Origin of the sequence: Corallococcus sp. AS-1-6, assembly GCF_020037015.1 — a bacterium.
Classification (GTDB): domain Bacteria; phylum Myxococcota; class Myxococcia; order Myxococcales; family Myxococcaceae; genus Corallococcus.
The window spans coordinates 23,887-49,853 of sequence record NZ_JAIQDE010000044.1 but is presented as its reverse complement, the minus strand read 5'-3'; the positions used below and the strand labels follow the sequence as shown (position 1 = coordinate 49,853).

The following is a 25,967-nucleotide window of genomic DNA, read 5'->3' as shown; positions in this document are numbered from 1 at the left end:
GATTGCGCGTTGCAACGGGACACCTTCCGGCTTTCATCCCTCGCGGTTCCCCGCCTGCCGGCGCGCGCGGGCGGGTAGATTCAGGGCATGGCTTCCGGTCCCCGCGTCCTCCTCCTCGCCGAGCGCTTTCCCCCTGACATCGGAGGGCTCGCGCGCAGCGGGGCGCGCACCGCGGGCTCGCTCGTGCGGCTGGGCGCACGCGTGGACGTGGTGGCCTGGACGCGCACGGCGCGGCCGGGGGCGCTGGAGACGGCGCCGGACGCGGGGGACGTGTCGCCGTTCGCGAAGGGCGTCACGCTGCACCGGCTGGGGTTGTTCGGCAGCGCGGACCTGTCCATGCAGCACACGCTCGACGTGCTCGGCCACCTGCACTCGCGGCGCAAGTACGACCTGGTGTGGGGGCACTACCTGTACCCGCCGGGCTTCCTCGCGGTGGTGTTCGCGCAGAGCGCGGGGCTGCGCTCCATCCTCAGCGCGCGGGGCAATGACGTGGACCAACTGATGTTCCCGCCGGGGGACTTCGCCCGCCTGCTCTGGACGCTCCAGCGGGCGGACGTGCTCACCGCGGCCTCCGCGGACCTGGGCCGGAAGATGGCGATGCTGCTGGGCCGCGACCCGGGCGTGGAGGTCATCCCCAACGCGGTGGACACGGCGCTGTTCTCACCGGGCCCGGCGGACGCGGCCCTGCGGGAGCGGTTGGGCATCCAGCCGGGCGAGGCGGTGCTCGGCTTCTCCGGGGAGCTGCGCCACAAGAAGGGGCTGCCGTTCCTGCTGTCCGCGCTCACGGAGGTGCGGCGCGTGCGGCCCGCGTGCCTGCTGGTGATTGGCGAGGTGCGCGCCCGGGACGCGGAGCACCTGGTCGCCTACCGGGCGGAGCACCCGGAGGACGCGGCGCGCGTCCTCATCTCCGGCGCGCTGGAGTCCCCGGAGCTCATCGCGGAGCACCTGCGGCTGTGTGATGTGTATTTGCAGCCGTCGCTGTGGGAGGGCATGCCCAACGCGCTGCTGGAGGCGATGGCGTGCGCGCGGCCGGTCATCGCCAGCGACGCGGGTGGCATCCCGGAGGCGGTGGAGTCCGGGGTGAATGGCTTCATCGTGGAGAAGGCGCTGCTCAACCACCTGGGGCAGGCGTGCCTGGACGTGCTGGGCCTGCCCGAGGCGAAGCGCGCGGCGCTGGGGGCGGCGGCGCGCGCGCGGGTCGAGGCGGGCTTTCAGGCGGACGCGGAGGCCGCGGTGTTGTCGCGCGTGCTGACGCGCGCGATGCCCAGGTCGTCCGCGTAGGCGTTCACCAGCGCCTCCTGCGCGCGGCCCCAGGGGAAGTCCCGCTCCACGCGGGCGCGGGCGTTGGCGCTCAGTGAGGCGCCGAGCGCGGGATGGGCGATGAGGTCCCTCATGGCCTCGGCGATGGCCTTGGGGGAGCCGGGGCGGATGCGGTAGGCCTCGGTGGCCTCCGCGAGCGCGCGGGTCACGGGCAGGTCGCTGACGACGACGGGCGTGCCGGTGGCCATGGCTTCGAGGAGCTTCAGCGGGCAGCAGCCCTGCACGCAGTTGCGGTCGTTCACGGGCAGCGGCACGAGCACGACGTCGCAGGCGTGGTGCAGCCGGGCGAGTTCTTCCTGGGGCAGGGGTTCGAGGATTTCGACGGCGCCCTGGAGCACGAGGTCGCCGCAGCGGTCCAGGAGGGCGCGGCGCGCGTGCTTGCGCAGGGGGCCCACGAGGGTGAGGGTCACCGGCAGGTCGCGGCGCAGGAGGCGGCAGGCCTCGATGGCGTGGTGCACGCCCTGCCACGCGGTCATGGTGCCGCTGTAGAGCATGCGAAAGGGGCGGCCCGCTTCGGGGGGGCGTGGAGGCGCGTGGCGGAACACGTCCAGGTCCACGCCGTTGGGGATGACGCGCAGGCGCTTCGGGTCCGCGCCGCGGGAGCGCAGGTACTCGGCGGTGACGGCGCTGGGCGTGACGAGGAGGTCCGCGGCCTGGAGGCAGGCCTCTTCCTGGGCGAGCAGCTTGCGCATCAGCTCCGCGTCATCCGCGACGTCGGGGTGGTGGTACTTGAGCTCGATGGAGGGCAGGCCGTTGACCTCGTAGACGAGCGCGTCGGTGAGGGCGGCCTTGCGCCGGGCGATGGGGTAGCCCTCGAAGATGGAGCGGACGTGGACGACCTTCGCGCGCGGCCGACCCCGCCACCACGCACCCAGGTGCGAGCGGAACGTCAGCGCCTGGGCGACCAGGTCTTTCCCGCGGGCACCCAGCGGGTGGTAGGTGACGAGGGGGCCCAGGGCAGGCGGGGGAGCCCCCGGCGCATCGCCGATGGCCACCAGGTCCACCGGGCCGAACGCGGCGCCCAGGGCCTCCACGAAGGCGCGGATGTGCACGGCGGCGCCCTTGGGCGCGGGGAAGCGGTCGAAGGACGCGTAGACGATGCCGGAGGTGCCCACGGCCCGGTGCTACCGCGACACAGGGCCGGCGGCAAACGGGGCACGTCCGCCGATTTCAGGGAAGCGAGCGTAGGCGCGCAGCAGGGCGTCGAGGTGGGCGGGGTCGTCCAGGTCGAGCGGTGCCTCCGTGAGCTGGACGAGCCACCCTCCGCTCGCGGTGCGCCGTGAACGGGTCAGCAGCTCCGCGTCACGCGTCGCATCCGGGAACCCGAGCAGCCGCGCGGTGGCGGCGGACCAGTAGTTGAGCCAGCCGAGATAATGCGGAACGTCCGGGGAGCGGAGCTCCCAGGGGAGCTTGAGCGATGGCAGGCCCCGAGGGGGGGAATGTGGCTCATCCCCGAGGTGGTGGAACTGCCGCGCCACGATGAGGGCGAGACCTTCGGGGAGCACCCGTGCCCAGAATGCGTGGGCCGCCTCCGATACCGAAACCAGCGCGTCCCGTAGCGATGAGGTGGTTGCGATGGCCGGCGGGACCTCGGCGTGGATCTCAAAGACGGGGAGGCCTCCCGGTGAGCTGCCCGCGGATGTATCCAAACCGTAGAATGTAACGAGGGCGTCCTCGTCCCCATTGCAGAGCATGGGGAGCTCCATGCGCGCGGCGGCATCCGTGAGCCACGCATCGCGCTGGGGAAGGGCGAGGACCGTCCCGTCATCGGAAATCGTCCGGTCCAGGCGCAGTCCAGGAACCGCTCGCTCCATGGCATGGGTCGCGGCGAGCGTCCGACGGTCATCCCTCACGAGCGCGGGCGCATAGGCAATCAAGACGAAGGTCTTCCGCGGATCCGCCATCTCAGCACCAGTCCATGACCACGATATCGAGAGAAGCATCTTGTTCGAGAAGCGCGGCCGCATGCGCGGCGCTCCGAACACCGACCCGAAAGTCAAATCCGCAAGCCTTCGCGATATCGCGTTCCCGGCGCAGTTCGAGCAGTTGCTTCCCTACGACGATCTTCCGCAGCGCGGACGTGAACGTGTCGAAGTTGTCAGTCTTGATCTCCCACAGCACGCGCGCGCGGAGCTGCATCGCGTCGAAGCGCTTGCCGTTGATGAGCACATCCGAGCCGGCGAAGTCGTTCGAGGGCACCCGGTCCGCGCACTGGTTGTGCAGGGCATCACCGCCCAGGTGCGCCAAGGGCTGAGGCCGGCACTCCGGGCGTCGCTCATGCGGGTCTCCCGAACTGGGAGGCCCTGGCGGAGGAAACCAGTCTCGTCCGGAGGCGCTCCCCTGGGGTTCCGGGCTGTGCTCCGCCACGGGCTGCCGCGCGAGAGGCCGTGTCCGGGGTGCATCTTCATCCGGATACGCGTGCCGCAGTTCATACGCCTCCAGCGCATCCGCGATGGCGACCGCCACGGCCACCGCGCCAATGACGACCACGGCGCCCACGACGATCTCCGGCTGCGTCAGCAGGCAGACGCCCACCACCATCTGGAGACTCGCTGCGTCCGCCGTGGCCACGGGACATCGCTGCTCGACGTCCCGGAACCGGACCCGCCGCGTGTCCAGCGCGGGAAAGCACTGCTCCACCACTTCGGACCAGGGCCGGGATGCCTCCCGCACCACGCACCGCCCTTCGTCCCTCCAGGGCAGCGCCGCCGCGCGCTGGAGGTTGGCGAGCCTTGGGCTCCGGGACTCGGGCGGCTGCGTCGTCGCGCAGGCCGTGGCGACGAGGAGCAGCAGTGCGACGCAGGTGCGGAAACACATGGCCTGTCTGCCATAGCATGGCGCGCATGCTCATGAGCTCCGTGGTGATGGCGGCGCTGTTCACGGCGGCGCCTGCTCCGAAGTCCCAGCCGCTCACGTGGAAGGTGACCGGCACGGACGTCACGTTCGAGATGTCGTCCAAGGACCTGCGTGCCCTGCGCGGCGGCAAGGAGGTCTTCGGCCTCCAGTCGCGCAAGAAGGAGTTCCTCGCCAGCGTCACGGAGGGCGTGGACGCCACGCGGGACACGTCCGACTGGGAGGCGTCCCAGTCCTTCACCGTGCTGTCCGTGGTGGGGCCGTACGTGAGCTACGAGGAGTCCAACGGCGGTTACACCGGCGGCGCGCACCCGTACGCGAGCCGCATCTACGTCACCCGGGACGTGACCAGGGGCAAGGACGCCTTCAACCTGCTGGACCTGTTCCCGGAGAAGGACGTCCTCAAGGCCCTCAAGGCGGACGGCTACGTGCGCAAGTTCATGGGCGACCCCAAGGCCTTCGAGGCCGCGAAGACCGTGGAGGCGCTGCTCCAGGGGCTGGAGGCCGGCGAGGACTGCGTGGGCTTCGAGTACGGCCTGGACAACGTGAAGCGCTCCGTCGCGTTCCACCACGTCGAAGGGGACAAGGTCGCCGTGCGCATCTCCTTCGGCTACGCGGCGGAGATGTGCCGCGGGAACATGTTCGTGGTGGGCGTGCTGCTGCCCATCCCCGCCTCCCTGAAGCCCGCCCTGGAGCGCGCCCGCACGCGCCAGGAGGGCTTCCTCATGAAGGACGCCAAATCCGTCAAGGCGCCCTCCATCCAGTTCGACTGGGAGGGCCACGCGCCCGACAAGCCCTGACTCAGGCCGGCCGCTCCACCTTGCCGTCCGCGTGCCGCGCGAAGCGGCCTTCCTCCCGCGCGTGCACCGGGTCGTGGCTGGGCCACGGCCAGCCGCCGAAGCCCGTGCGCTGGTAGTCCGCGAAGGCCTGTTGGATCTCCTGCCGCGAGTTCATCACGAACGGGCCGTACTGCACGACCGGCTCGCCAATGGGCTTGCCCTGGAGCAGGAGCAGCTCCGCCGTCTCCGGCCCGTTCTCCAGCACCACGTCCACGTCCGCGCGCAGCTCGACGGCGCTCCTCGCCGGCACCGCCCGGCCGCCCACCTTCATCCCCGCGCCCAGGAAGAAGTAGAGCATCCGGTTCGTGCCGCGCTTCGCGGCCGGCAGCGTCCAGCGCGCGCCCGGCTCCATCTTCAGCGTCCAGATGGCCACGTCCGCGTCCGGGTTCGCGGCCCACGACCGGGGCGGCGACGGCGGCGCCTGGAGGTCCCCCAGGTTGCCCGCCACCACGGTGACGTTCGTGACGCGGCCCGCGTCGTCCTTCGCCACGTGGCGCGGGATGACGTGGTTCCACAGCATGGAGAAGTGCGCGGGCACCATCTTGTTGGCGCGCGGCAGGTTGAGCCAGATTTGAAACAGCTCGATGTGGTTGCCCTGGTCCTGCTTGAGCAGCGGGAACATCTCCGAGTGGTTGATGCCGCCGCCCGCGGTGAGCCACTGCACGTCGCCCTCGCCGAAGCGCGCCGCCGCGCCCAGCGAGTCCGAGTGGTCCAACAGCCCGTTGCGCACGATGGTCACCGTCTCGAAGCCCCGGTGCGGGTGCTGCGGGAAGCCCGGCACCACGGTGCCGTGGTACATGTTCCAGCCGTCCCGCCCCGCGAAGTCCTGGCCGATGTCCCGGCCCGCGAGCGACGCCCTGGGCCCCAGTTGCTCGTTGCCCTGGGGGTAGCGGTCGTCATGGTGCACGCAGAAGAGGAACGGATCCGGCGTGCGCCACGGGGTGGGGGACGGCCCCAGCGCGTCCACGCGGACCACGGCCTCCGGTTGCTGTGCCTGCTGCTGACCCATCTTCGACTCCTCCGCCTTTCCCGAGCCGCGTGAACACCCCGCGACGGTGGTGACACCCGCCGCCGCGATGAGCTTCAGCGCTGCCCTCCGGCTCACTTCATCCACGGTCCACCTCGCGCTCCATGCCGTTGGGGCCGCCCATTCTACCTAACGTCGCCGCCTTCCCGGCGCCCGGCCTGCCTGCATGGCCGGCGGTTCACCCCTGGTGGGACGACCCGGAGGCCCCTACGCTCCCGCGCGGGTCCGCCCGACGGGCATCGCACGGAGTCCACCGCCTTGGCGGTCAACGTCAGCCGCTTCCACGAGGTCTTCCGCTACCAGTCCCGCGCGCCGGTGCCGGCGCTGCTCGAGGACCTGGAGGTCCTTGCCCACCTGGACGCCCGCGCGGAAGGGCAGCGGCGCGCGCTGGCGTGGGCCGGGAGGTTCACCGTGATTCCGGGCGCGGTGATGGCCGTCCTGACCTACGGCGTGTGGTCGGGCACCGTGGAGCGGGACGAAATCACCGAGGCGGGCGCCCGGCTCCTCCAGCTCACGGGCGGGGTGGGCGTGGCGCTGCTCGTCGTGGGGCTCCTCCTCTTCCTGTGGCGCTACACCCTCAGGCCGCGCGACCTGGACAACCGGCGCTACGGCCTGGCCCAGGTGCTGCTCCGGCGCCTGGAGCTGGACCTGGCCCCGGACGCGCCGGTGCGGCTCAAGCTGGACCTGCGCCCGCCGGACGCGCTCGACAAGCGCGTGAAGCAGGACCTGGTGGGCTGGTGGAGCACGGACTTCTTCGTGGACCCGTGGTTCATGCTGGAGACCCGGTTGGCGGACGGCGCCTTCGTGCAGGTCCGCATGGTGGAGTGGCTCCAGAAGCGCGAGCGCTCCAAGACGAGCGCCAGCGGCAAGACGAAGACGAAGACGAAGCGCAAGGGCTTCGCCCGGCTGGAGGTGTCCGTGCGCGTGAAGCCGGAGCGCTACCCCGGTCTGGAGCGGCTCAAGGTGCGCGCCACCGCCGCCACGCGCCTGCCCCGGAAGGTCGAATTGGAGCGGGTGCGCGTCGCCGCGGGCCGGCTGTCCCTGCGCGCCCGGCTGTCCGACCAGTGGGTGGCGCGGGCCGGCCGCGAGCCGGGCTCGCCGGAGACGCCCGCCGTCTGGAAGCAGGCGCTGGAGCAGGACGACGCGTCCCGCACCGCGACGATGATGCTCCTGAGCATCTACCAGGTGCTGGGCTCCACCCGCGGACGCGCGAAGCAGCGGGCCGTGCTCCGCCGCCGCGAGACGGTTTGACCCGCCCGGGAGCGCCTCCTACGCTCGCGCGCGGCTTTCCCTGAACAAGGCTCCTCTCCCGTGGCGTTCGACCCCTCCGCGTTCCAGAAGACGTATGTGTACGAAGCCCGCGCCACGGTGCCGGAGGTGCTGGCCGACCTGAAGGCCCTGGGGGAGCTGGACGCGCGAGCGGAAGGGAAGCGGCGCACGCTGTGGATCGCCGCCTGGGGCCTGCTGGCCTTCAGCGTCGCCGGCTGCGCGCTGCTGTCCGCCGTGGTGGGACAGCTCTCGTTCGCCCGGCAGGACGCGCTGGCGGGGATGCCGTGGCTCGTGGGCGTGGCGAGCTTCGTCGCGGGCATCGTCCTCTTCATCGTCCGGGGCAGCACGAGCCGCACGGACCTGGACAACCGGCGCTATGGATTGCTGGCCACGCTGCTGAAGCGCTTCCAGGTGGACCTGGACGCGAGCGCGCCCGTGGACGTGAAGCTGGACCTGGCGCCCGTGGACGACGCGCGCAAGTGCGTGGGCAAGCGCAAGCGGGGCCGGTGGGACAGCGAGGACTTCACGGACACGTGGCTGTCTTTGCACGGGCGCTTCGCGGACGGCACGCACCTGCACCTGTCCGCCGTGGAGCACCTGCAGAAGCGCAGGCGCACCGGCCGCGGCAGCAGCGGCAAGACGAAGCTCAAGACCAAGCGCAAGGGCAAGACGCTGCTCCAGGTGGGGCTGCGCGTGAAGCCGGAGCGCTTCCCCGGGCTGGCGGAGCAGCGCGCGAACGCGAAGAAGGCCGCGAAGCTGCCCCCGGGCGTCGCGCTGTCGCGGCTGGACGTGGCGCAAGACCGGGTGGCGATGCGCGCGGTGCTGGATCAGGAGTGGACCGTCCTGACGACGAAGCCCGCCCCTCCCGCCGGCACGACGCCCCAGGCGGGGAGGCTTCCGGCGCGCCAGGACGCGGCGCGCGCCGCTACGATGATGCTCTTGAGCCTCTACCAGGTGCTCAACCACTCCCGCTCCCGGGGCCAGCCCGGGAAATCGAGGTCCACGCCGTGAAGCTTCGTGTCCTGTTCCTCGTGGGCCTGGGTGTGCTCGGGGTCTCGGCGTGCCAGCAGGGAAGTGCCCCCGCGCCCGCGCCGCACACCCAGGCGATCCCCGCCAACGCCGCCGCCGCCGAGCCGAAGGAGGCGGGCGCCAAGCTCAAGTTCAAGGATGGCGACGACCGCGAGCGCTTCTCGCTCAAGCCCAAGGACGACGGCGCGAAGCTCGTCGACGGCTCGGACCAGGAGGTCGCCCGCTACAAGTGGAAGGGCGGCGAGCTCAAGGTGTCCGGTCCGGACGACACGGTGCTGGCCTATGTGACGGGCGGCCCGGACGCGTACCAGGTGAAGGACGCCGCGCGCTCGGCGGTGCGCTACACGCTCGCGCGCGAGGGCGCCGGGTGGAAGCTCACGGATGCGCAGGGCGCGGTGCTCTACACCGTGGCCCCGGACGGCGGCGGCGCGTCCGTGAAGGGCGCTTCCGGCGCGGAGGCGGTCCACGTGAAGGTGCGCGACGGCAAGCTGTCCCTGCGCGACCCCTCCGGCAAGACGGTGCTCGCCACCAAGCAGCCGGTGTCGCCGGAGGCCGCCGCGTGCCTCGGCTTCGATTCGCTGGACCTGCCCCTGCGCATGGCCCTGCTGTTCCGCCTCCAGACCCCCGCGGGCGCCGCGTCGCCCTGAGCCTCCCAAGCCATGTCCCCTTCCTTCGCATCCGCAGAGCAGTGCCAGGAGACCTCCGGCTTCCTCTTCTCCCACCCGTGTGAGCGGGGGGCGACCACGCAGTGCATGCGCTGCCAGAAGGCCATCTGCCTGCTGCACATGCGCACGCTCGACGGCGAGGAGACGGTCTGCGTGACGTGCGCGCGCGCCGCCGACAACGGCGACGAGAACCGCGACCCGTCCGACACCTCCGACTACGACGAGGACGACCCCAGCTACTACTACGAGGACTACGGCTACTACGGCCGCGACGCGTGGCGCGGCTCCGGGTCCTCGTCCTCCGGCAGCGACCCCAACGACTTCACCGAGGCCGACGGCGAGAGCGTGCGGCGCGAGGACGACGCCTCCTTCGAGGAGGACCTGGGCGGGAGCTGAGCGTGGCCGCGCGACGCCGGCACTGGCGCCTCTACGCGCTCGGCGGAGGCCTGGGGCACCTGACGCGCGCCGCGGCCCTGGCCCGCGCGGCCGTGGCCCGGGGCCACGCGGTGGACCTGCTCACCAACAGCCCGTTCGCCCCCGGCCTGCCCCTGGAGTCGTGGCTGGGCCCCGGCGCCACCGTGCACCGCGTGGACGCGCGGCTGGACAAGGCCGCCACCGTGGCGGCGGTGGGCGCGTGGCTCGCGGAGTCCACGCCGGACGTGCTGGTGGTGGACACCTTTCCCCGAGGGCTCGCCGGGGAGCTGGTGGCGCTGCTGCCCACGGTGCGCGCGCCGCGCGTGTTGGTGCACCGCGACCTGAACCCCGTCTACGTGGAGCGCTTCGACGTGGCCCGCGCCGTGGACGCGTTCGACCTGCTCGTCGTGCCCGGTGAGGACGCGCCCTTCATGCACCACCCGCGCGCGGTGCGCACGGCGCCGTGGCTGCTCCTGGACGCGGACGCGTGCCTGTCCCAGGTGGAGGCCCGGCGGCGGCTGGGGCTGGATGACGGGGACTCGCGGCCCCTGGTGGCGGTGATGGGCTGTGGGCGCCCGGAGGAGGTGGCGGAGGCCGGGGAGACGGTGGCCCGGCTGCGCGCGTCGCTCACCCCCCATGCGGAGGTGCTGTGGCTCGTCCCCACTCCCCACGAAGGCGGGCTGACGGTCTGGCCCGCGCTCGAGGTGCTGCGAGGCGTGGACGTGCTGGTGGGCGCGGGGGGCTACAACACCGTGCAGGAGGCCCGGGCCACCGGGACGCCGCTGGTGGCCTGGGCGCGGCCCCGGCTCTATGACCGGCAGGCCCTGCGGTTGAAGGCGGCGGAGCGGGTGGAGGACGCGGCGGAGCTGGAGGCGAAGGTCTCGTCCCTGCTCCTGCACCAGGCCGGGCCCCCGCGCCCCTCGACCTGGGTCAACGGCGTCCACGCGGCGGTGGAGGCCATCGAGCGCGTCGCGCGCTAGTGCTTGAAGCCCTGGTGGCCGGTGGCCGGCTCGATGCCGTGGGCCATGATGAAGTGGTACATCACCTGCGGGTCCTCCTTGGGGCCGCCCATCAGCTCCACCAGGAAGTGGCCCGCCTGCGGATCCGCGTCCGGATCCGGGGAGATGGTGACCTCGGAGACCTCGCGGCCCACCATCACCATCTCGCCCACCAGGGACTTGCCCTTGATGAGCTGGAGGACGTGCTGGCGCTCCTCTTCCATCAGCATCCAGTGGAAGTCGTCATGGTCGAACAGGGTCATGTCGGGGGAGCCACACCGCAGGATGCAGTTGGTGTGCTCCTGGAGCCAGCGCCAGAAGGCATCGAAGTTCAGGGTGCGGGCCGGTGGTGCGAGCAGATCCATCGGGTGACCTCATCGAGAAGAGCAGGCGCCCGAGCGCCGGGTGCGCATCGGGCCGCGTGTCCGTGCTGACTAACATGGCCGGGCCTCGGGAGGCCGGCTCCTTTTGGGGGCCCCGTCCGGGGGCGGCGGCCCGCCAGCAGCCGGGGCGCGAATCCACGAAATCGGACGCTTGTTGCTTTCCTGGGAAGAGGGCGGCGACCAACTGGGTTGGCGCGGCCCGGAGGGAGGATGCGCGACCATGACGAAGCGGGACGCCAGCCGGAGGTTCGCGCGGAGGCCGCGATGAGCCTTCGCGCCTTCTTTTCCACCGTGGTGGGTGGGTTGGTCCTGCTCACGACGGTGTCCGCCACCCTGCTCGTGGTGCTGACGACCGCCCTGGAGCACATGGCTTCCACGCTGAGTGAATCCGTGGAAGGCGTCCGGCAGGCCGAGGAGCTGGAGGTGGACCTGCTCGTCCACTCGCGGCTGCTGGCGTCGCCGGGGACCCCCATGGTGGCGGACCCGTCGCGCGGGCGCTCGCCTCCCCAAATCGAGTCCGACCTGCGCCGCCAGATGGTGGAGATGCACGCCATCGCGTCCACGGACGAGGAGCGCCAGACCGTGACGGAGGTGCAGCGGCAGGTCTACGCCTACCTGGCCGCGCAGCATGCGCCGCTCGGTCCGGGGGTGACCGCGGCCCAGCACGACGCGTCCGCCATGGCCTCGCTGGACGCGGCGCTGCGCTCGCTGGAGCGCCTCATCGAGATCAACGTGGACCAGGCGCAGGAGGCCCGGCAGAGCGCGGCGCGCTGGAGCGAGATGGCCGACGTGCTGGGCCTGGTGCTGGGCCTGCTGGTCCTGTCGACGCTGGGCCTGGTGGTCTTCTGGCTGAGGCGCTTCGCGCTGCGCCCGGTGACGGCGCTGCGCAGCGCGATGGCCGGCTTCGGCCGGGGCGGGAGGCACCTGCGCGCGCCCGAGGAGGGCCCGCTGGAGATCCGCGACATGGCCCACACCTTCAACGAGATGGCGGACAGCCTGACCCACCAGCAGGAGCAGCAGTTGGCGTTCCTGGCGGGCGTGGCGCACGACCTGCGCAACCCCCTGTCCGCGCTGAAGCTGTCCACCGCGCTGACGGGCCGCGGAGAGGTCACCCCGGAGCGGATGCAGCGCACGCTGGCGCTGGTGCGCCGTCAGGTGGCGCGCCTGGACCGGATGGTGGGGGACCTGCTGGACGCGACCCGCATCGAGGCCGGCAAGCTGGAGCTCCAGCCGGAGGTGCGCGACACGCGCGAGCTGGCGCGCTCCGTGGTGGAGCTGTACCAGTCCAACGACTCCGGGCACACGCTGGAGCTGGTGGTGCCGGACAGCCCGGTGCTGGTGCGCGCGGACCCCGCCCGGCTGGAGCAGGTGCTGAACAACCTGGTGAGCAACGCGCTCAAGTACTCCCCGTCCGGCAGCCGCGTGGAGGTGTCCGTGCGCGGAGAAGCGGAGCACGTGGTGCTGGCCGTGGAGGACCAGGGCATCGGCATGTCGCCGGACGAACTCCAGGGGCTCTTCATCCCGTTCCAGCGCGCGGGCAACGCGAAGCAGCGCGCCCCGGGCGTGGGGCTGGGGCTGTCGGTGTCGCGGCGGATCATCGAGGCGCACGGCGGCCGCATCGAGGTGCAGAGCCAGCCCGGCCAGGGCTCCGTGTTCCGCGTCCACATGGCCCGGGTGTCCGCCGGCCCGCCGATGTCGCCCGCGCCCTCCGACGAGGAGGAGCCCGCCAGCGAGGGCCCTGGCGCGATGCACTGAAGGCCAGGGCAACCGTTGCCTGAAGCGGGCCCGGGTGAAGTGGAGGGATGCGCCCGGGCGGGGCAGGGCGTACCTTGCGGCCCCATGTCAGGAGCCGTCTGGATGATGAAGCGTTCCTACCGGGCCGTGCCGCTGGCCGCCGCCCTGCTGGTGCTGGGAGGGTGCGCGGGGCGCACGCGGACCGAGCCCCCCGTGTCCCCCGCCGCGCCCGTGCGGGAGGCGCCGTCCTCCGTCGTCCAGTCCCAGGAGGGTGGCTTCAGCGTGACGTTCCCCGGCCCCGTCACCGAGGAGCGGCGCGTGCAGCCCACGGACGTGGGCGAGGTGACGTTGCACACGTTCATCGCCGCGCGCACGCAGGAGGACACCGCCTACTACGTCTCCTATACGGACTTCCCGCTCGCGGCGGTGGCGCAGGTGCGCCCGCGCGACGTGGTGGACCGCGCCAGCCAGGGCGCGCTGGAGGCCCTGGGGGCGACGGCCATCAGCGCGAAGCCGCTGGAGATGGAGGGCGGCTTCCCGGGCCAGGAGGTGGGCGGCGTGTCCGGTTCGCGCCGCCTCCGGGGCCGCTTCTTCATGGTGGGCCCGCGCCTGTACCAGCAGCTCCTGCTGCACCCGGAGGGACGCGCGCCCGAGGACGCGGACCGCTTCTTCGACTCGTTCCGCCTGGACCCGGCCGTGGTGGGCCAGTTGAGTCAGCGCACCACCGGCGGCTGAGGGGCTCGCGTTTCTTCAGTGCAGCGGGTGCACGAAGCGGCGCACCCCGGCGAGCAGGGCCTCGCGGTCGAAGGGCTTGGAGAGCACCTCGCGGATGGCGGGGTGGCGCTCCTCGCTGGAGCTGATGGCCATCACGGGGAGGTCCGCGAAGCGGGGCTCGCGGCGCAGCGTGTCCAGCAGCCGCCAACTGTCCTTGCGCGGCGTCCACATGTCCACCAGCACCAGCGCGGGGCTCGGGTGCGCTCCCAGCCACGCGAGCGCCTGGTCGCCGTTCTCCGTGGCCGCGACGGTGTGCCCTTCGGCGAGGAGGATCTCCACGAGCGCGTCGCGCAGGTCGCTGTCTTCCTCGACGAGGAGGAGGGTGGGGGGCGCGCGGCTCATGGGCCCGACGCATAGGGCAATCGCGCGGGGAGTGACAGGGAACATCTGCCGGGTGTGACCGGCAGCGCACGGCGCGTGCTTCAGCGCTCGTCGAACATGGCCTGGAGCACGCGCCAGGCGAGCTTCAACTCGGAGCCGGAGCGGCACGCGAGGAAGTCGCAGATCTCCGCCACGCCGTCCGTGCGCTCCAGGTCGAACGAGTGGAAGAGCGTCTTGAGCGACACGTCCAGCCCCACGGACAGCTTGCCCAGCGTGTCGAGCGATGGAGAGAAGGCGCCCCGCTCGATGCGGCGGATGGCGTCCACCGACAGGTCACTGCGCTCGGCGAGGGCTTCCTGGGTGAGCGCACGGCTGTTGCGCATGCGGCGCACGTGGTCGCCAAATCGCCGGTGGAGCTTCGTCCACGTTGTGAGCCTGTTCTTCGCCATATTCGCGGCGGATAATTTGGGGGCGCGCCGCGCCATGTGAAGGGAGCATGTTCGCGGCCTGACCCTGCATTTGCACTGGGGTACGGGAAACCGGTTCTTCCACCGGGGGGGCTGGCCAGGACGTGCGCTCCCGGACGGATTCAATGTCCGGGAGGTCACGCCGGGGCGGCTCGCGAGGCGGCCAGGCGTGGGGTCCAGAACATGCGTGTCCCCGGGCTTTCGTCTACGCTCCCGGGCCACATGACGGTTCTCGATGTCTCGCGCGGGCGCTGGCGGGCGGGGTTGCTCGCTGTCCTGGCGGGGGCCCTGCTCCCCGGGTGCGAGTCCCGCACACCCCCTCACCGCTTCCCCCTGACGACGCCGCCCGCGACGGACTCCGTGCCGCCGCCAGGAGCGGGTGTCTCGCGGCCCGCCTCCGAGGAGGCGCGACCTTCCGAAGCTCCCGGGTCCCCGGTGACGGGTGTGGCTTCGCCCCAGGTGGTGCCCGCTTCCGCGAGCCTGCCCGCGCAGGCGCCCAGCAAGGCGCGGCCGGTGGCGCGCTCCGCGTTCCGCGCGCTGCCGCCCACCACCGAGCGCGCCGGACACCTGCACGCGCTGGCCACGCGGCTGAAGGCCCCGGGGGGCGCGGTGGAGGACCCCTGTCTGGAGCAGGGTGACGCCGGCTGCGCGCGGTCCGCGCTGACGCCGTTCTTCACCGCGCTGGACGGGCTCGTCCAGGCTCCGGGGGCGGCGCCCACGGTCATCGCCGCGTTCGGCAACTCGCTCATCGCGGGGGACCGCATCGTGGACGTGGTCCGCGAGGAGCTGGCGGCGGGCTTCGGCGGCGCGGGCCGGGGTGTGCTGCTGGTGGACCGCATGGCCCCGTACGGCGGACGGGGGCGCACGGCCGCCGTGAGCCACGGCTGGCAGCCGCGCACGCTGGGCGAGCTGAAGGCGCCGCCGCACCCGTTCGGCATCACCGGCGTGTATCACCTGGCCACGGAGGACCGCGCCCGGGGCCGCTTCAAGCTGGAGGGCGAGCCGCGCGGGACGCTGTGGTGGAAGGACGTGAAGGGCGCGGGCCGCCTCGTCGTGTCCGTGGATGGCGCGGTGCTGACGCGCACGGAGCCCCAGGAGGACGGGAAGAGCCGCACCACGTCCTTCGATTTGCCCGCGGGCGCGAAGTGGCTGGACATCACCGCGGAGGGCAGGGGCGCCATCGTGCAGGGCGTGGTGCTCCAGAAGGACGGGCCCGGCATCGTGCTGGACATGCTCGGCGTGCCGTCCGCGGATGCCACGCTGTATGCCCGGCTGGAGGAGGACGCGCTGAAGGCGCAGATTGCCCAGCGCGACCCGAAGCTGCTGCTCTTCTTCCTGGGCGGCAACGAGTCCAAGCGCCTGGAGTGGAAGCGCACGGACCTGCCCACCGTGCGCCAGGACCTGGCCGCGCTGCTGCGCCGCGCCCGCGCCGCCGCGCCCGGCAGCGCGTGCCTGGTGGTGGGCCCCATGGACGCGGTGCGGGACGGGCACGCGAAGGGCAAGCCCCTGACGCAGCGGCCGTTCCTGGTGGCCGCCATCCAGGCCGAGCGCGAGGTGGCGCTCGCCGAGGGCTGCGGCTTCTTCGACCTCTACGCGGCGATGGGCGGCGCGGGGTCGCTCGAGCGCTTCAACCAGGCGGGGTTCATGCACGATGATTTGGTGCATCCGCGGGGGCAGGGATTGGACCTGCTGGGGCAGGTGGTCTCGGACGCGCTGCTCGCGGGCTGGGTGAACGAGGGCGCGGTGCCGGCGCTCACGAGCTCGCGTGAAGAGGCCGCGGACACCGGGGCGAGCAGCGAGACCGCGGAGGTGGTGCCATGAAGCGGCTCTTCGTCGCGCTGTGGGTGTTGCTGGAGGCGGGGCCCGCGTTCGCGCAGGCGACCGCCGTGAAGCCCCCGCTGGAGGCCAGCGCGAAGGCCGCGCCGGAGCCGGATGCGAAGGCCTCCGAGTTCCCTCCGGAGGTGCAGCGCGCGCTGGACGCGCTGGTGCGCGCGGACCTGAAGCAGGGCCCCACCGCGGGCCTGTCCGTGGGCGTGATGCGGGGCGGCCAGCGGTGGATGAACGGCTACGGCTACCGCGACCTGGCGAAGAAGCTGCCGGCCACGGTGCGCACCACGTACCGCATGGCGTCCATCACCAAGTCCTTCACGGCGGTGGCCGTGATGCAGTTGGCGCAGGCGGGCAAGCTGGACCTGGACGCGGACATCCACACGCTGGTGCCCGAGTACCCGGTGAAGCAGTGGCCGGTGACGGTGCGGCAGTTGCTGGGCCACCTGGGCGGGGTGCCCACCTACGACAGCCCGAGCGCCGGCAACAACACGAAGCCGGTGACGACGAAGGAGGCCATCGGGCTGTTCGCGGACCGGCCGCTCGTGTCGGAGCCGGGCACGCGCTACCTGTACACGACGTGGGGCTTCAACCTGCTGGGCGCGGCGGTGGAGACGGCCTCCGGCCAGTCCTACCGCGAGTACCTGCGCGACCACGTCTTCGGCCCCGCGAACATGAGCCACGCGGACGTGGACGAGATCAGCACGCGCGACGCGCAGCAGGCGGTGGGCTACCGGGTGTCGGGCGCCACGCTGAAGCCCTCGCGCTTCCTGGACGTCACCAGCCGCTTCGCGGGCGGCGGCACGCGCGCGACGGTGGAGGACCTGCTGGGCTTCGCGCGCGCGGTGCTGGACCACACGCTGGTGTCGCGCGAGACGATGGGCCGCATGCAGGCGACGATGGTGACGCGCGACGGGCACATCACCGACTACGGCATGGGCTTCGCGACCTATCCGCTGCGCGGCCACTACATCGTCGCGCACGCGGGCGGGCAGCCGGAGACGACGACGCTGCTGGTGCTGCTGCCGGCGGAGGACACGGCCATCGCGCTCGCCACCAACGTGGAGGACGAGGCGAAGCGGCTGCGCCGGCTGTCCATCCGGTTGATGGAGACGGTGCTGGACGAGGGCGCGCCGGCCCGGGGCGGACACTTCACGGACCCGGTGGACGCGGTCGTCTACGAGGGCATGGGGCGGCTGGCGAGCTACGGGCTCGCGTACCACGACTGGGCCACGCGCGGGCCGGGCACGCTGCCGCCGGAGACGGACCTGGCGGGAGCGTTCGCGAAGGTGTCGTCGCTCTTCGACCGGGCGGCGATCGCCCGGGACGGCCGGGGCGCGATGGAGCGGATCCGCGGCGCGCACGAGCCGCGCGCGGAGTCGCTCTTCATCCGCGTGGGCGCGCACATGGCGGCCACGGTGGAGAAGGCGATGGGCGCGGAGCGGCTGCGCGCGTACCGGACGCAGGGCGCGGCGGGCTTCTTCGCGGACTACCTGTCGGCGTGTGAGACGCTGAAGTGTCCGGAGGCGGAGCGTTTCAGTCCGTCCGTGCGGAGCGACGTGGCGCGCTTCGTCGCGGGGTGGAGGCGCGCGGAGGTGCCGGCGCTGAAGCGCACGCGCCTGGAGGCGATGAAGGATCCGGAGCGGCTGTGGCCGGCGCTGAAGGAGGCGGCGGTGCGCGCCCCCGCCGTGCGGCCCGACTACACGGACGAGCTGCTGACGCTGGCGGACCGCGCGAAGCGCAAGCCGGTGGACCGGATGCGCTGGTTGGAGCGAGCGACGGAGCTGCATCCGGAGTCGATGGACGCGCATCTGGCGCGGGCGGTGGGGTTGATGGAGGCGGACCGGGAGCCGGAGGCGATTCCCCACGTGCGTGAGGCGTTCGAGACGCCGGAGGGGTCGCTGGTGCTGTCGCCCACGGGGTTCCTGAAGCGGCTGTTGGACACGCGTTCGCCGAAGGTGGCGCGGGGCCTGTTGCGCGCGGCGGTGACGCTGCATCCGGACGCGCCGGAGCTGTGGGACGCGCTGGCGAAGCGCGAGCGTGCCCTGGGTGACGCGGGCGCGGCGAAGGCGGCCCTGGCCCAGGCGAAGCGGGCCCGTCAGGTCCGGGCCGCGCAGGAGGCCCGGGCCCCGAAAGCGCAGCCGGGCGTCGTGGCACCCGCGGGCAGCGCGCCGGCACAGGACAAGGCCGGGAGCACGTCCCCCACGGTGCCGGTGGATCCGGAGTCCGCGCCAGAGCCGTAGCGCCCGCGACCGGGCATCCCGGGAAGGCACGGCTCCCAAGCCTCCGGACACGGAGGTTGTCCCTGGCGCTGAGAAGGTGAGAGCCCTGCCGCGTCCACCCGGCGGAGGCGGGCCGTGGAAACCTGTCCGACAGTCGGACAGGTTTTGAGACCGCGCGGCCGGGAGCTCCGCTCCATCGGCTGTGCTCATGACGGGGTCCGAGCCGTGCGAGGATGCGCGGCGATGACGCCTTCCTGTCCTTCCTGTCAGGCCCCCTTCACCCCCGGCGCGGAGACGTGCGCGCGGTGCGGGGCCTCGCTGCTGGTGGCCCCGGCTCCCGGCGGCGCCGAGCCCGTCTGCGCCGTGCACCCTGAGTGGCTCAGCGTGGCCACCTGCCCTCGCTGTGGCGTGTTCGCCTGCGCCCGCTGCATTCGACAGGGGCCCGAGGGCACCGTCTGCGCCACCTGCCTTGACCGTGAACCCTTGGGCCAACTGCCCTGGGACCAGCGCGCGGAGCTGGGGACGCTCAAGGCCTTCTGGCGGACGTGCTTCGGCATGCTGATGCGGCCCACGGAGACCCTCCGGGGCGTCAACCCCGACGCGCCCGTGAGCAGCTCCATGGGCTTCGTGATGCTGTCGGCGATCGCCGGCTTCCTGTCGACAGGCCTCGTCTACACCGCGCTCATCGGCGTCATCATGGGCTTCATCCCGGAGACGGAGACGGGCGGGAGCGGCGCGGATCCAAAGACCGTCAAGCTCTGGATGACCGTCGGCATGGCGGCCTGGACCGTGCTCATGCCCGTGTTCAGCACCGGCATGACCCTGGTGAACGCGGGCCTGGACCACCTCATCCTCCGCATGGGCGGCGTGGAGCGCGGCTTCTCCGTGACCCTGCGCGCTCACGCCATGTCCCAGGCTCCGTACATCGTCGGCATCATTCCCTTTGTCGCCGTGTACGCCGCGCCCTTCTGGGCCATGGGCCTGCGCGCCTTCACCTACCGCACGCTGCACCGCACCAGTTGGGGCACGGCGCTCGCGGGCGCGCTCCTGGTGCCCGTGCTCTCCTGCTGCCTCTGCGGTGGCGTCTACGGCGCCATCGTGCTCGCGGCCCTCAAGAGCACGGGGCAGATGTGAGGAGCGGCTCGCGCGCCTACGGTTGACCGGACGCCGCCGTGGCTCCGCGCGGCACCCTCGAGCCCGGCTCCGGCCAGAAGCGCACGCTCCGGAAGCCGTCGAAGGACGCCGCCAGGCGCCGCGAGCCCAGGTCGTAGACGCGCGCCTGCGTCTCGCCCGCGAGCAGCAGCAGGTCCCCGCGCGCCAGCGCCCGCACGGGGCTGTGGGCGGGCAGGGCGAGTCCCTCGGGCTCGCCCAGGTGGCCGTCCTCCACCTCCCAGCGCACCGGCATCATCAGCGCGGTCTGCTCACCCGCGGTCTGCCACGCGAACAGCGGACCGCCGCGCGACTCCACGCGCGCCCAGCCGCCGAACACGTCGTGCCCCCGCTCGGGCACCACCGCGTCCAGCCGGGCCGCGTCCTGACTGCCCTCATCCAGGCCCTGCGCCGCCAGCGCGTCCACGTCCCCGGCCACCGTGGACGACACCAGCATCTCCGTGGTCGCGAGCGCGAACACCGCGTCCGCGTCACCGCGCGTGGCCACCGTCTCGATGCGCTTCCACGCCCCCGCCTCCAGCCGGTACGCGTGCGCGAGCCCCGCGCCCTCGTCCAGCTCCGGGATGGGGATGCGCCGGCCCTCGAAGAGGAAGACGTCGTCGCGCCGCACCAGCTCGCCCGTGTGCGCCGTCAACGCCACCAGCCGCCCCACCGAATCAAACCCCACCGCGCCCGTCAGCCCCTCCTCCGGCAGGAGCTGCGCCGAGCCCTGTCCGGACGACAGGTCCACCGTCCACACCCGCCCGGGCCCCCGAGCGCTGCCGGCCGGGTCGCGCACCGCCGCGTGCCTGCCGTCCGGGCTCCACGCGAGCTGCAACCCGTCACACGCCGCGTCCACCGTGACGAGCGCCCTGCGGCTGCCGTCTGACTCCAGCCGCAGCCAGGTACAGCCCGACGACGCCTCGTCCCGCAGCACCGACAGCGAGAACGGCGCCACCTTCACCGGCGCGGCAGCGGGCACGGTCAGGGAGGACTCCGCGGGCTTCTGGCAGGCGCTCAGGAGGAGCAGGGCGCTGAAGAGGCTCGAGGTGCGGACCATGTTGAACTCCTCCCGGAAAAAGATGACCTCCATGGAATATGCCAGAACCCCGGGTGCATGCGGAAGGCACCCACGGCCCTCACCGTGAGGTCCGGCGTGAACCCATCAATCCCTCTCCAGCCCGGGGCTCCTCCCCGCAATCCCTCACCAGACGGCGTGGAATGGGGCCGTGTGACACCGGGTCTGGATTGACGTTGGCGGGTCCGGGCGGATGTGACTGACGCGGGCCGACAATTCCTTGCGTCAATCCAGCATTTCCCCTGTTTGAGTATATCTCATGGCTGTTATTGACTTGTGATTTGATGAGACTATTCTCGATATCGGCACGGCGCCATCGTGGCCCGAAAGCCAATCCAGGAGAGTCTCATGAACAGCACTTCGACGCAGCCGGCGATGAAGAAGTTCACCATCCGCGAGATGGAGACCGTGAAGACGACCGCCGCCTACTACGACATCTGGTGCATCCTGACGGGCGCCGGCGCCAACTAGTCTCTTCTGTGACCGGGATGGAAGGGTGGACCCCCATTCCTTCCATGCCGGGTTGGAGTTCCCTTTCGCGCTGCTCCACGGGGGCCGGGTGTGAGCCACTACGCCGCGACGTCGACGTTCATCGTGGCTGCCTTTACCCGGCAGCAGGAGGGCGGAGAGGTCATCATCGGCCTGCCGGCGCAGGGCGTCTTCCTGGCGCTTCCTCCGGATGCCGTGGAGCTCCTCGACCAGTTGCGCGAAGGAAGGACGCTGGCGGAGGCGGAGGCCTTCTACGTCTCGAAGTACGGCGAAGTGCCTGATGCGCAGGGGTTGATTGAAGCGCTGGAGCCGCGGGGCTTCCTGCGCGACGCGACGCGCGCCGTGACGGCGCAGCCGCCTCCGGAGTCCGCGCCGCGGACGGATCCGGTGCGCTACCACTTCGCGGGCTTTCCCCGGGGGCTCGCGCAGGCGCTCTTCGGACCGTGGGCGCTCGGGGCCTATGGCGCGCTCATCATGGCGGCGGTGGCCGCGGTGGTGCTGCGGCCTTCCATCCTCCCCGGCTGGTCGTCCCTGGCCGTGTCCCAGCACATGACGGTCACCCTGCTGGTGCTGCTGGCCCTGAACTACGGGATGCTCTTCCTGCATGAGATGGCGCACCTGGTGGCCGCGCGTGCCGTGGGCGTGCCGTGCCGGCTGGGCATCAGCCACCGGCTGTGGATCCTGGTGGCGGAGACGGACATGACCGGGGTCTGGGGCATCCCCCGGCGCCAGCGCTACCTGCCCTTCCTGGCGGGCCCGCTGCTGGACCTGGTCCTCATGGCCCTGTCGTTGCTGACGCTCTTCGCGCAGGCGCAGGGCTGGGTGTCCCTGGCCTTGCAGACGCAGTGGCTGCTGCGCGCGTCGCTCCTGATGCTGGCGTTCCGCGTGCTGTGGCAGTTCCAGTTCTTCCTCCGCACGGACATGTATTGCGTCTTCGTCAACCTGTTCGGGTGCAAGAACCTGATGGGGGACACGGAGGCGCTGCTCAAGCACCGGGTGCGCGGGCTGCTGCGCTCCCGCCCTCCAGAGGGGGACCCCCTGGAGGCGGTGCCCCCGGCTGAGCGCCGGGTCATCCATGTCTACGCGGGCTTCTGGGTGCTGGGGCGGCTGCTGGCCTTCGCCCTGCTGTTCGGCGTCCAGCTCCCCGTCGCCCTGGCCTACGTCCGCTCCATCCACCACGCGCTGGCTTCACCGGGGGACCACGTCTACGCGGTGGTGGACGCCCTGGTGCTGGGCACGGTGGGCCTGGGCACGCTGGGCGTGGGCCTCTTCCTGTGGCTGCGCGGCATCGCGCGGGACCGCTCCGGCCGCAAGCGCGCCGCGGCGGCGCTTTCCCAGACAGTGGCGCTGGAGTGACCATGACACGAGCGAACGACGTCTTCCCGGTGGTGATGGAGTCCCCGTCCGTGCTGCTGCTGGAGTGCGAGCCCGGTGCCCGGCGACAGGCGCTGCTGGCCCGGTGGGCCGACGAGGCCGGGCGCGGCGGCGCCCGCGTCTGGTCCACCAACGGCGACATGGCCTGGGGCGGCCCGTGGGCGGGCCTGCGGGACCTGCTGGCCGCGAGCATCCCCGCGCTCCGCGAGGAGGCGCCCGGGCTGCTCGTCCAGCACGACTACGAGCTGCTCGCGGTGCTGCCCTCCCTGCGCCGGGAGATGAAGGCGCGCCACACCACGCTGACGGACGGCGCGCTCAGCCACGAGAAGGTCCGCAACTTCCCGGCGGACCGCGTCTTCCGCATCTCCCACGGGCTCATCGACCTGATGGCCGCCTGGAAGCGGCACGCGCCGCCGGCGCCCTGGGTCATCCTGTGTGATGCGTTCGACCAGGCGGGGAAGCTGGTCCAGCACTTCTACCTGGAGCTGCTGCGCCGCCGCGCCCAACCGCTGGGCCTGCGGCTGGTGCTCGCGGTGGCGCCGGGGCAGGCGGAGCCGCTGATGGCGCGGCTGCCGCGCACGGTCCCCATCCACCACGTGCGCGAGGACTTCCCTCGGGAAGCGGCGCCGGCCGCGCTGGCGCCGGACGAGGCCTCCCGGCGCGCGGAGGCGCTGGAGGCCGAGCTGCGGGAGGACCCCATCGCGCTGGAGATGCGCCTGCCGGAGCTGCTGCGGCTGTGGGAGGCGAGCGGCCGTGAGGCGCCGTTGTTCGAGGCCCGCGTGACGGCGTTCCGGCTGGCCAGCCACTACGGGCTGTACTCGGACGCGCTGCACTACGGCGAGCCCCTGCGCGAGCAGGCGGAGCGGATGGCGGAGGACGCGCCGGGGTCGTACTGGACGGTGACTGGCCTCTTGTTCAACAGCTACTCGGCCCACCGGAACACGGATGCCATCCTGGCCCTGGCGACGCGCGTGGGCGCCCAGCGGACCTCCCCGCTCATCCGCACCAAGCTCCACTACACGCTGGGCATGCTGCATGGGCGGTTCCTGGCCCGGCCGGACCTGGAGCGCGCCGAGCACTACCTGGACCTGGGCCTGGAGGACATCGACGCCGCGGACATCCCGGAGGAGGAGCGCATCTTCCTGCGCGTCTTCAACCGCAACGCGCTGGCGTTCGTCCGCCACCGGCAGGGCCGCTCCGAGGAGGCCATCGAGCTGTGCAGGGCCGGCTTCCAGCAACTGGAGTCGCACCTGCACCCGGAGCGCCACCGGCTCCACCGCTCCGTGCTGCTCTACAACATCGCGCAGGTGCTGGCGGGGCTCGGCTCGGACGCGCAGGCCATTGAGTACTACACCGCGGCCATCCAGATGGACCCGGACTACTCCGAGTACTTCAACGAGCGCGGGAGCCTGCTGATGCGCGGGCGCCGCTACGCGGAGGCGCTGGAGGACTTCCAGCGGGCGCTCCAGTTGAGCCCGCCGTACGCGGAGGTCCACATCAACCGGGGCCAGTGCCTGCGGGCCATGGGGCGCATGGAGGAGGCCGCGGAGGCGTACTCCACCGCGCTCGACCTGGAGCCCTCCCGGCTGCTCGCCCTGCTGGGCCGTGCCCAGGCCCACGAGGAGCTGGGGCGCGTCGAGGCGGCCATCGCCGACTACTCAGGGGCGCTCGCGCTCCAGCCGTCCCAGCCGACGGTGCTCGCCAACCGCTCCCTGCTCCACTACTCCCAGCAGCGGCTGCCGGAGGCGCTGGCGGACCTCAACGCGGCCATCGCCCTGGCCCCGACCGTCGCGGACTTCTATACGAACCGGGCCATCGTGCTCGCGGAGCTGAAGCGGCGCGACGAGGCGGCGTCCGACCTGCGCGCCTACCTGGACATGGCGCCGGAGGCGGAGGACCGGGCCAGCGTGCAGGAGCGGCTGGCGGCCCTGACGGCGTAGCGGGGGCGCGAGGCCCGGGGCCCGCGGCGCCTCACAGCGCCATGTACGCGCGGGCCGCGGGCACGGAGTAGAACCGCCCCTCCGGCAGGACGTACGCGGTGAGCTTGCCGCCGTAGACGCAGCCGGAGTCCAGGCCCACCGCGAAGGGGTGCCGCTGCAGGCCGCGCATGGCGTCGTGGCCGAAGATGACCAGCTCCGGGCCCTGCCACAGGCTGCCCCACGGCTCGCCCGCCTCCAGCCGCTTCGACGGTGTCCCGTCCGCCGCGATGCTGCGCAGGTTGAAGAGGAACTCCTCCCGCTGCTCCTCCAGCGGCACCCCCGGCACCAGCCCCGCGTGCACCGCCAGCGCGTTCAGGTCCGGGAAGCGCAGGTAGGAGGGCAGCGTCCCCATCCAGGCCCAGTCCGCCGCCGTCAGCGTGTCCAGCACCTGCCGGTGCTCCGGCTTGAGCTTCTTGCCCTTGGACGCGTGGCCCCCGTGCCAGCGCAGCACGTGCGCGTCGTGGTTGCCCTTCACCGCCTGGAAGCCGTGCTCGCGCGCCCGCCGCACCACGCCCGCGGAGTCCGGCCCCTTCGCCACCAGGTCGCCCACCAGCACCACCCGGTCGCCGGGCGTCCAGTCACACGCCTTCAGGAGCGCGTCCAGCTCGCTGGAACAGCCGTGCACATCTCCGATGAAGAGCGTTCGCATCTCTCCCCTCTTTAACGCACTGGCCCCGGATGCCCCGCCGGGATTCTCGGACGCCTCGCCGGGGGACGGGGCGTCGCGCGCCGCGTTACTCGGAGGGCGTGCGCAACAGCCGGCTCAGGCTCACATCCAACTGGCTGGAGATGAGCCGCAGCACGCTGTCCAACTGGGAGCGCGTCAGCCGCAGCCGCTCCGTCAGCCGCTGCCGCGTCCCGTCCAGCAGCTCCTCCTGCGCGCCCACCACCCACCGCGCCGCCGTGGAGCGGTGCACGCCGTACAGCGCGCCCAACTGGTCGATGCCCAGCCCGTCCAGGTACTTCAGCCGCAGGAAGTTGCGCTGCCGCGCGGACAGGGCCGCCAGCGCCGCCTGGAACGACGCGCTGAACTCCGCGCGGTACGTCTGCTTGAGGTACGCCAGCTCCGGGTCGTCCCCCGGCGCCACCAGCATGGACAGGTCGCCGTCCTCCGACTGCGCCTGCCCGGAGCGCTGCCGCTGCCAGTCCAGCGCCAGCCACAGCGCCGCCGCGCGCACCCAGCCCGCCAGCGGCCCCGTGCCCGGGTACGCCGCCAGCCGCGCCGGGGCCTCCGCGCTGCCCACCAGCATCCGCTGCCGCAGCGCCTGCCGGACCTCGTCCAGCCCGGCCGGGGGGAGCTTCAGCCGCGCCACCGCCGCGTCCACCTCCGGCATCAGGCGCTCCTCGAACGTGGCCAGCGCCGCCGGCACCCCGTCCGCCGCCGCCCGGGCCAGGTACACGTCCGCCATGTGCAGCCGGCCCCAGGCGTCCTCGTGGCCGTCCGCGGGCACCAGCCGCGCCAGGTGCGCCGCGAAGCGCGGCCCCTCCAGGGGGATGTCCGGCCACGATTGACGGGCCGCGTCCAGGGCCTGGGCCAGCCGCTCCTGGAGGACGGAGAGGGCGCCTGCCGGCTCCGTCTTTCCTCGGGCGGTCATGAAAGCCTGGGCTAGGGGCAATTCAGGTGCGGCCACGGGAGGGAACACTACCACCGGCCCCTGTCGCGCCGCCGGGTCACCCGACATGTCGCGCGGAGGCTCCCACCCGTCAGGTGTCCCCCGGGACACGCTCCCTCGCCGCGCGTGTCCACCCGTGCACG

Annotated in this window: 25 protein-coding genes; 15 read left to right on the top strand and 10 right to left on the bottom strand. The window is 72.4% G+C overall.

Annotated elements, in window-relative coordinates; translation table 11 throughout:
• Positions 1-87: 87 nt before the first annotated feature.
• A complete protein-coding gene (locus K8612_RS36810; RefSeq protein ID WP_223765670.1) occupies positions 88-1,281 on the top strand; it encodes a glycosyltransferase in 1,194 nt (397 codons plus the stop codon).
• Here the strand turns inward: K8612_RS36810 and K8612_RS39685 are convergent.
• The 3 genes from K8612_RS39685 to K8612_RS36795 are packed head-to-tail and all read right to left on the bottom strand — an operon-like array spanning position 1,212 to position 4,137.
• Entirely contained in the window at positions 1,212-2,435 is a 1,224-nt protein-coding gene (locus K8612_RS39685; RefSeq protein ID WP_223765669.1) for a glycosyltransferase family 4 protein, read from the bottom strand. The two genes, K8612_RS36810 and K8612_RS39685, sit on opposite strands and share 70 nt — an antisense overlap.
• A 9-nt stretch (positions 2,436-2,444) precedes the next feature.
• The gene (locus tag K8612_RS36800; protein WP_223765668.1) at positions 2,445-3,224 is read right to left on the bottom strand and encodes a DUF5953 family protein; all 780 of its coding nucleotides are present in this window, start codon (positions 3,222-3,224) and stop codon (positions 2,445-2,447) included.
• Between the two features lies 1 nt (position 3,225).
• On the bottom strand, positions 3,226-4,137 hold the full coding sequence (locus K8612_RS36795; protein ID WP_223765667.1) for a DUF6310 domain-containing protein: 912 nt from the start codon (positions 4,135-4,137) through the stop codon (positions 3,226-3,228).
• A 26-nt stretch (positions 4,138-4,163) separates the two neighbouring features.
• Between K8612_RS36795 and K8612_RS36790 the strand changes: the two genes are divergently transcribed.
• Entirely contained in the window at positions 4,164-4,973 is an 810-nt protein-coding gene (locus tag K8612_RS36790; RefSeq protein ID WP_223765666.1) for a hypothetical protein, read from the top strand.
• 1 nt (position 4,974) lies between these two features.
• Here K8612_RS36790 and K8612_RS36785 read toward each other — a convergent pair whose 3' ends face one another.
• Positions 4,975-6,021: a pirin family protein gene (locus tag K8612_RS36785; RefSeq protein ID WP_223739754.1), complete on the bottom strand. Its 1,047-nt coding sequence runs from the start codon at positions 6,019-6,021 to the stop codon at positions 4,975-4,977.
• A gap of 276 nt (positions 6,022-6,297) precedes the next feature.
• Here K8612_RS36785 and K8612_RS36780 point away from each other — a divergent pair, with 276 nt between their 5' ends.
• From K8612_RS36780 to K8612_RS36760, 5 genes are read left to right on the top strand one after another with little or no spacing between them, the layout of a single operon-like run.
• The gene (locus K8612_RS36780; protein ID WP_223765665.1) at positions 6,298-7,290 is read left to right on the top strand and encodes a hypothetical protein; all 993 of its coding nucleotides are present in this window, start codon (positions 6,298-6,300) and stop codon (positions 7,288-7,290) included.
• A 60-nt stretch (positions 7,291-7,350) separates the two neighbouring features.
• Complete coding sequence (locus K8612_RS36775) at positions 7,351-8,319, top strand: hypothetical protein (RefSeq protein ID WP_223765664.1); 969 nt, start codon at positions 7,351-7,353, stop codon at positions 8,317-8,319.
• Positions 8,316-8,984: a hypothetical protein gene (locus K8612_RS36770; RefSeq protein WP_223765663.1), complete on the top strand. Its 669-nt coding sequence runs from the start codon at positions 8,316-8,318 to the stop codon at positions 8,982-8,984. Before K8612_RS36775 ends, K8612_RS36770 begins: the two co-directional genes overlap by 4 nt.
• Positions 8,985-8,996: 12 nt before the next feature.
• On the top strand, positions 8,997-9,398 hold the full coding sequence (locus K8612_RS36765; protein WP_223739718.1) for a hypothetical protein: 402 nt from the start codon (positions 8,997-8,999) through the stop codon (positions 9,396-9,398).
• A 2-nt stretch (positions 9,399-9,400) separates the two neighbouring features.
• A complete protein-coding gene (locus tag K8612_RS36760; protein ID WP_223739717.1) occupies positions 9,401-10,396 on the top strand; it encodes a hypothetical protein in 996 nt (331 codons plus the stop codon).
• Here K8612_RS36760 and K8612_RS36755 read toward each other — a convergent pair.
• Positions 10,393-10,779: a serine/threonine protein kinase gene (locus K8612_RS36755; protein ID WP_223739716.1), complete on the bottom strand. Its 387-nt coding sequence runs from the start codon at positions 10,777-10,779 to the stop codon at positions 10,393-10,395. The two genes, K8612_RS36760 and K8612_RS36755, sit on opposite strands and share 4 nt — an antisense overlap.
• Positions 10,780-11,007: 228 nt before the next feature.
• Here K8612_RS36755 and K8612_RS36750 point away from each other — a divergent pair, with 228 nt between their 5' ends.
• Both K8612_RS36750 and K8612_RS36745 read left to right on the top strand, forming a co-directional pair.
• Positions 11,008-12,552: a HAMP domain-containing sensor histidine kinase gene (locus K8612_RS36750; protein WP_306799789.1), complete on the top strand. Its 1,545-nt coding sequence runs from the start codon at positions 11,008-11,010 to the stop codon at positions 12,550-12,552.
• 102 nt (positions 12,553-12,654) lie between these two features.
• Positions 12,655-13,266 carry a hypothetical protein gene (locus K8612_RS36745; RefSeq protein WP_223765662.1) on the top strand — a complete coding sequence of 204 codons (612 nt, stop codon included), beginning with the start codon at positions 12,655-12,657 and terminating at the stop codon, positions 13,264-13,266.
• A gap of 15 nt (positions 13,267-13,281) precedes the next feature.
• Here K8612_RS36745 and K8612_RS36740 read toward each other — a convergent pair whose 3' ends face one another.
• Together K8612_RS36740 and K8612_RS36735 are read right to left on the bottom strand one after the other, a co-directional pair.
• Complete coding sequence (locus K8612_RS36740) at positions 13,282-13,647, bottom strand: response regulator (RefSeq protein ID WP_223739714.1); 366 nt, start codon at positions 13,645-13,647, stop codon at positions 13,282-13,284.
• Positions 13,648-13,727: 80 nt separating this feature from the next.
• Positions 13,728-14,009 carry a helix-turn-helix domain-containing protein gene (locus K8612_RS36735; RefSeq protein ID WP_233587365.1) on the bottom strand — a complete coding sequence of 94 codons (282 nt, stop codon included), beginning with the start codon at positions 14,007-14,009 and terminating at the stop codon, positions 13,728-13,730.
• A gap of 528 nt (positions 14,010-14,537) precedes the next feature.
• On the opposite strand from K8612_RS36735, the gene K8612_RS36730 reads away from it, so the two are divergent.
• The 3 genes from K8612_RS36730 (at position 14,538) to K8612_RS36720 (ending at position 19,276) form a co-directional block, all read left to right on the top strand.
• Positions 14,538-15,914, top strand: coding sequence for a GDSL-type esterase/lipase family protein (locus K8612_RS36730; protein ID WP_223765661.1), 1,377 nt, complete (start codon positions 14,538-14,540; stop codon positions 15,912-15,914).
• On the top strand, positions 15,911-18,163 hold the full coding sequence (locus K8612_RS36725) for a serine hydrolase domain-containing protein (protein WP_223765660.1): 2,253 nt from the start codon (positions 15,911-15,913) through the stop codon (positions 18,161-18,163). Before K8612_RS36730 ends, K8612_RS36725 begins: the two co-directional genes overlap by 4 nt.
• 222 nt (positions 18,164-18,385) lie before the next feature.
• Positions 18,386-19,276, top strand: coding sequence for a YIP1 family protein (locus K8612_RS36720; RefSeq protein WP_223765659.1), 891 nt, complete (start codon positions 18,386-18,388; stop codon positions 19,274-19,276).
• Between the two features lie 16 nt (positions 19,277-19,292).
• Here the strand turns inward: K8612_RS36720 and K8612_RS36715 are convergent, their stop codons facing one another.
• Positions 19,293-20,351, bottom strand: coding sequence for a hypothetical protein (locus tag K8612_RS36715; RefSeq protein ID WP_223765658.1), 1,059 nt, complete (start codon positions 20,349-20,351; stop codon positions 19,293-19,295).
• A gap of 366 nt (positions 20,352-20,717) precedes the next feature.
• On the opposite strand from K8612_RS36715, the gene K8612_RS39060 reads away from it, so the two are divergent.
• The 3 genes from K8612_RS39060 to K8612_RS36705 all read left to right on the top strand — a co-directional run bounded on the left by K8612_RS39060 (position 20,718) and on the right by K8612_RS36705 (position 24,172).
• Complete coding sequence (locus K8612_RS39060) at positions 20,718-20,840, top strand: hypothetical protein (protein ID WP_255651485.1); 123 nt, start codon at positions 20,718-20,720, stop codon at positions 20,838-20,840.
• A 90-nt stretch (positions 20,841-20,930) separates the two neighbouring features.
• Complete coding sequence (locus K8612_RS36710) at positions 20,931-22,214, top strand: hypothetical protein (protein ID WP_223765657.1); 1,284 nt, start codon at positions 20,931-20,933, stop codon at positions 22,212-22,214.
• A gap of 2 nt (positions 22,215-22,216) precedes the next feature.
• Complete coding sequence (locus K8612_RS36705; protein ID WP_223765656.1) at positions 22,217-24,172, top strand: tetratricopeptide repeat protein; 1,956 nt, start codon at positions 22,217-22,219, stop codon at positions 24,170-24,172.
• 31 nt (positions 24,173-24,203) lie between these two features.
• On the opposite strand, the gene K8612_RS36700 is transcribed toward K8612_RS36705, so the two are convergent.
• Both K8612_RS36700 and K8612_RS36695 read right to left on the bottom strand, forming a co-directional pair.
• On the bottom strand, positions 24,204-24,860 hold the full coding sequence (locus K8612_RS36700) for a metallophosphoesterase (RefSeq protein WP_223739706.1): 657 nt from the start codon (positions 24,858-24,860) through the stop codon (positions 24,204-24,206).
• An 85-nt stretch (positions 24,861-24,945) separates the two neighbouring features.
• A complete protein-coding gene (locus tag K8612_RS36695) occupies positions 24,946-25,806 on the bottom strand; it encodes a sigma-70 family RNA polymerase sigma factor (RefSeq protein WP_223739705.1) in 861 nt (286 codons plus the stop codon).
• Between the last annotated feature and the right edge of the window lie 161 nt (positions 25,807-25,967).

What these genes read in the sequence shown, in the direction of transcription:
- K8612_RS36700 (WP_223739706.1), bottom strand. Translation starts at nt 24,860, where the DNA reads ATGCGAACGCTCTTCATCGGAGATGTGCACGGCTGTTCCAGCGAGCTG.
- K8612_RS36740 (WP_223739714.1), bottom strand. Translation starts at nt 13,647, where the DNA reads ATGAGCCGCGCGCCCCCCACCCTCCTCCTCGTCGAGGAAGACAGCGAC.
- K8612_RS39060 (WP_255651485.1), top strand. Translation starts at nt 20,718, where the DNA reads ATGAACAGCACTTCGACGCAGCCGGCGATGAAGAAGTTCACCATCCGC.
- K8612_RS36790 (WP_223765666.1), top strand. Translation starts at nt 4,164, where the DNA reads ATGCTCATGAGCTCCGTGGTGATGGCGGCGCTGTTCACGGCGGCGCCT.
- K8612_RS36795 (WP_223765667.1), bottom strand. Translation starts at nt 4,137, where the DNA reads ATGTGTTTCCGCACCTGCGTCGCACTGCTGCTCCTCGTCGCCACGGCC.
- K8612_RS36765 (WP_223739718.1), top strand. Translation starts at nt 8,997, where the DNA reads ATGTCCCCTTCCTTCGCATCCGCAGAGCAGTGCCAGGAGACCTCCGGC.
- K8612_RS36735 (WP_233587365.1), bottom strand. Translation starts at nt 14,009, where the DNA reads ATGCGCAACAGCCGTGCGCTCACCCAGGAAGCCCTCGCCGAGCGCAGT.
- K8612_RS36810 (WP_223765670.1), top strand. Translation starts at nt 88, where the DNA reads ATGGCTTCCGGTCCCCGCGTCCTCCTCCTCGCCGAGCGCTTTCCCCCT.
- K8612_RS36720 (WP_223765659.1), top strand. Translation starts at nt 18,386, where the DNA reads ATGACGCCTTCCTGTCCTTCCTGTCAGGCCCCCTTCACCCCCGGCGCG.
- K8612_RS36745 (WP_223765662.1), top strand. Translation starts at nt 12,655, where the DNA reads ATGATGAAGCGTTCCTACCGGGCCGTGCCGCTGGCCGCCGCCCTGCTG.
- K8612_RS36800 (WP_223765668.1), bottom strand. Translation starts at nt 3,224, where the DNA reads ATGGCGGATCCGCGGAAGACCTTCGTCTTGATTGCCTATGCGCCCGCG.
- K8612_RS36750 (WP_306799789.1), top strand. Translation starts at nt 11,008, where the DNA reads ATGCGCGACCATGACGAAGCGGGACGCCAGCCGGAGGTTCGCGCGGAG.
- K8612_RS36725 (WP_223765660.1), top strand. Translation starts at nt 15,911, where the DNA reads ATGAAGCGGCTCTTCGTCGCGCTGTGGGTGTTGCTGGAGGCGGGGCCC.
- K8612_RS36695 (WP_223739705.1), bottom strand. Translation starts at nt 25,806, where the DNA reads ATGACCGCCCGAGGAAAGACGGAGCCGGCAGGCGCCCTCTCCGTCCTC.
- K8612_RS36755 (WP_223739716.1), bottom strand. Translation starts at nt 10,779, where the DNA reads ATGGATCTGCTCGCACCACCGGCCCGCACCCTGAACTTCGATGCCTTC.
- K8612_RS36715 (WP_223765658.1), bottom strand. Translation starts at nt 20,351, where the DNA reads ATGGTCCGCACCTCGAGCCTCTTCAGCGCCCTGCTCCTCCTGAGCGCC.
- K8612_RS36705 (WP_223765656.1), top strand. Translation starts at nt 22,217, where the DNA reads ATGACACGAGCGAACGACGTCTTCCCGGTGGTGATGGAGTCCCCGTCC.
- K8612_RS36785 (WP_223739754.1), bottom strand. Translation starts at nt 6,021, where the DNA reads ATGGGTCAGCAGCAGGCACAGCAACCGGAGGCCGTGGTCCGCGTGGAC.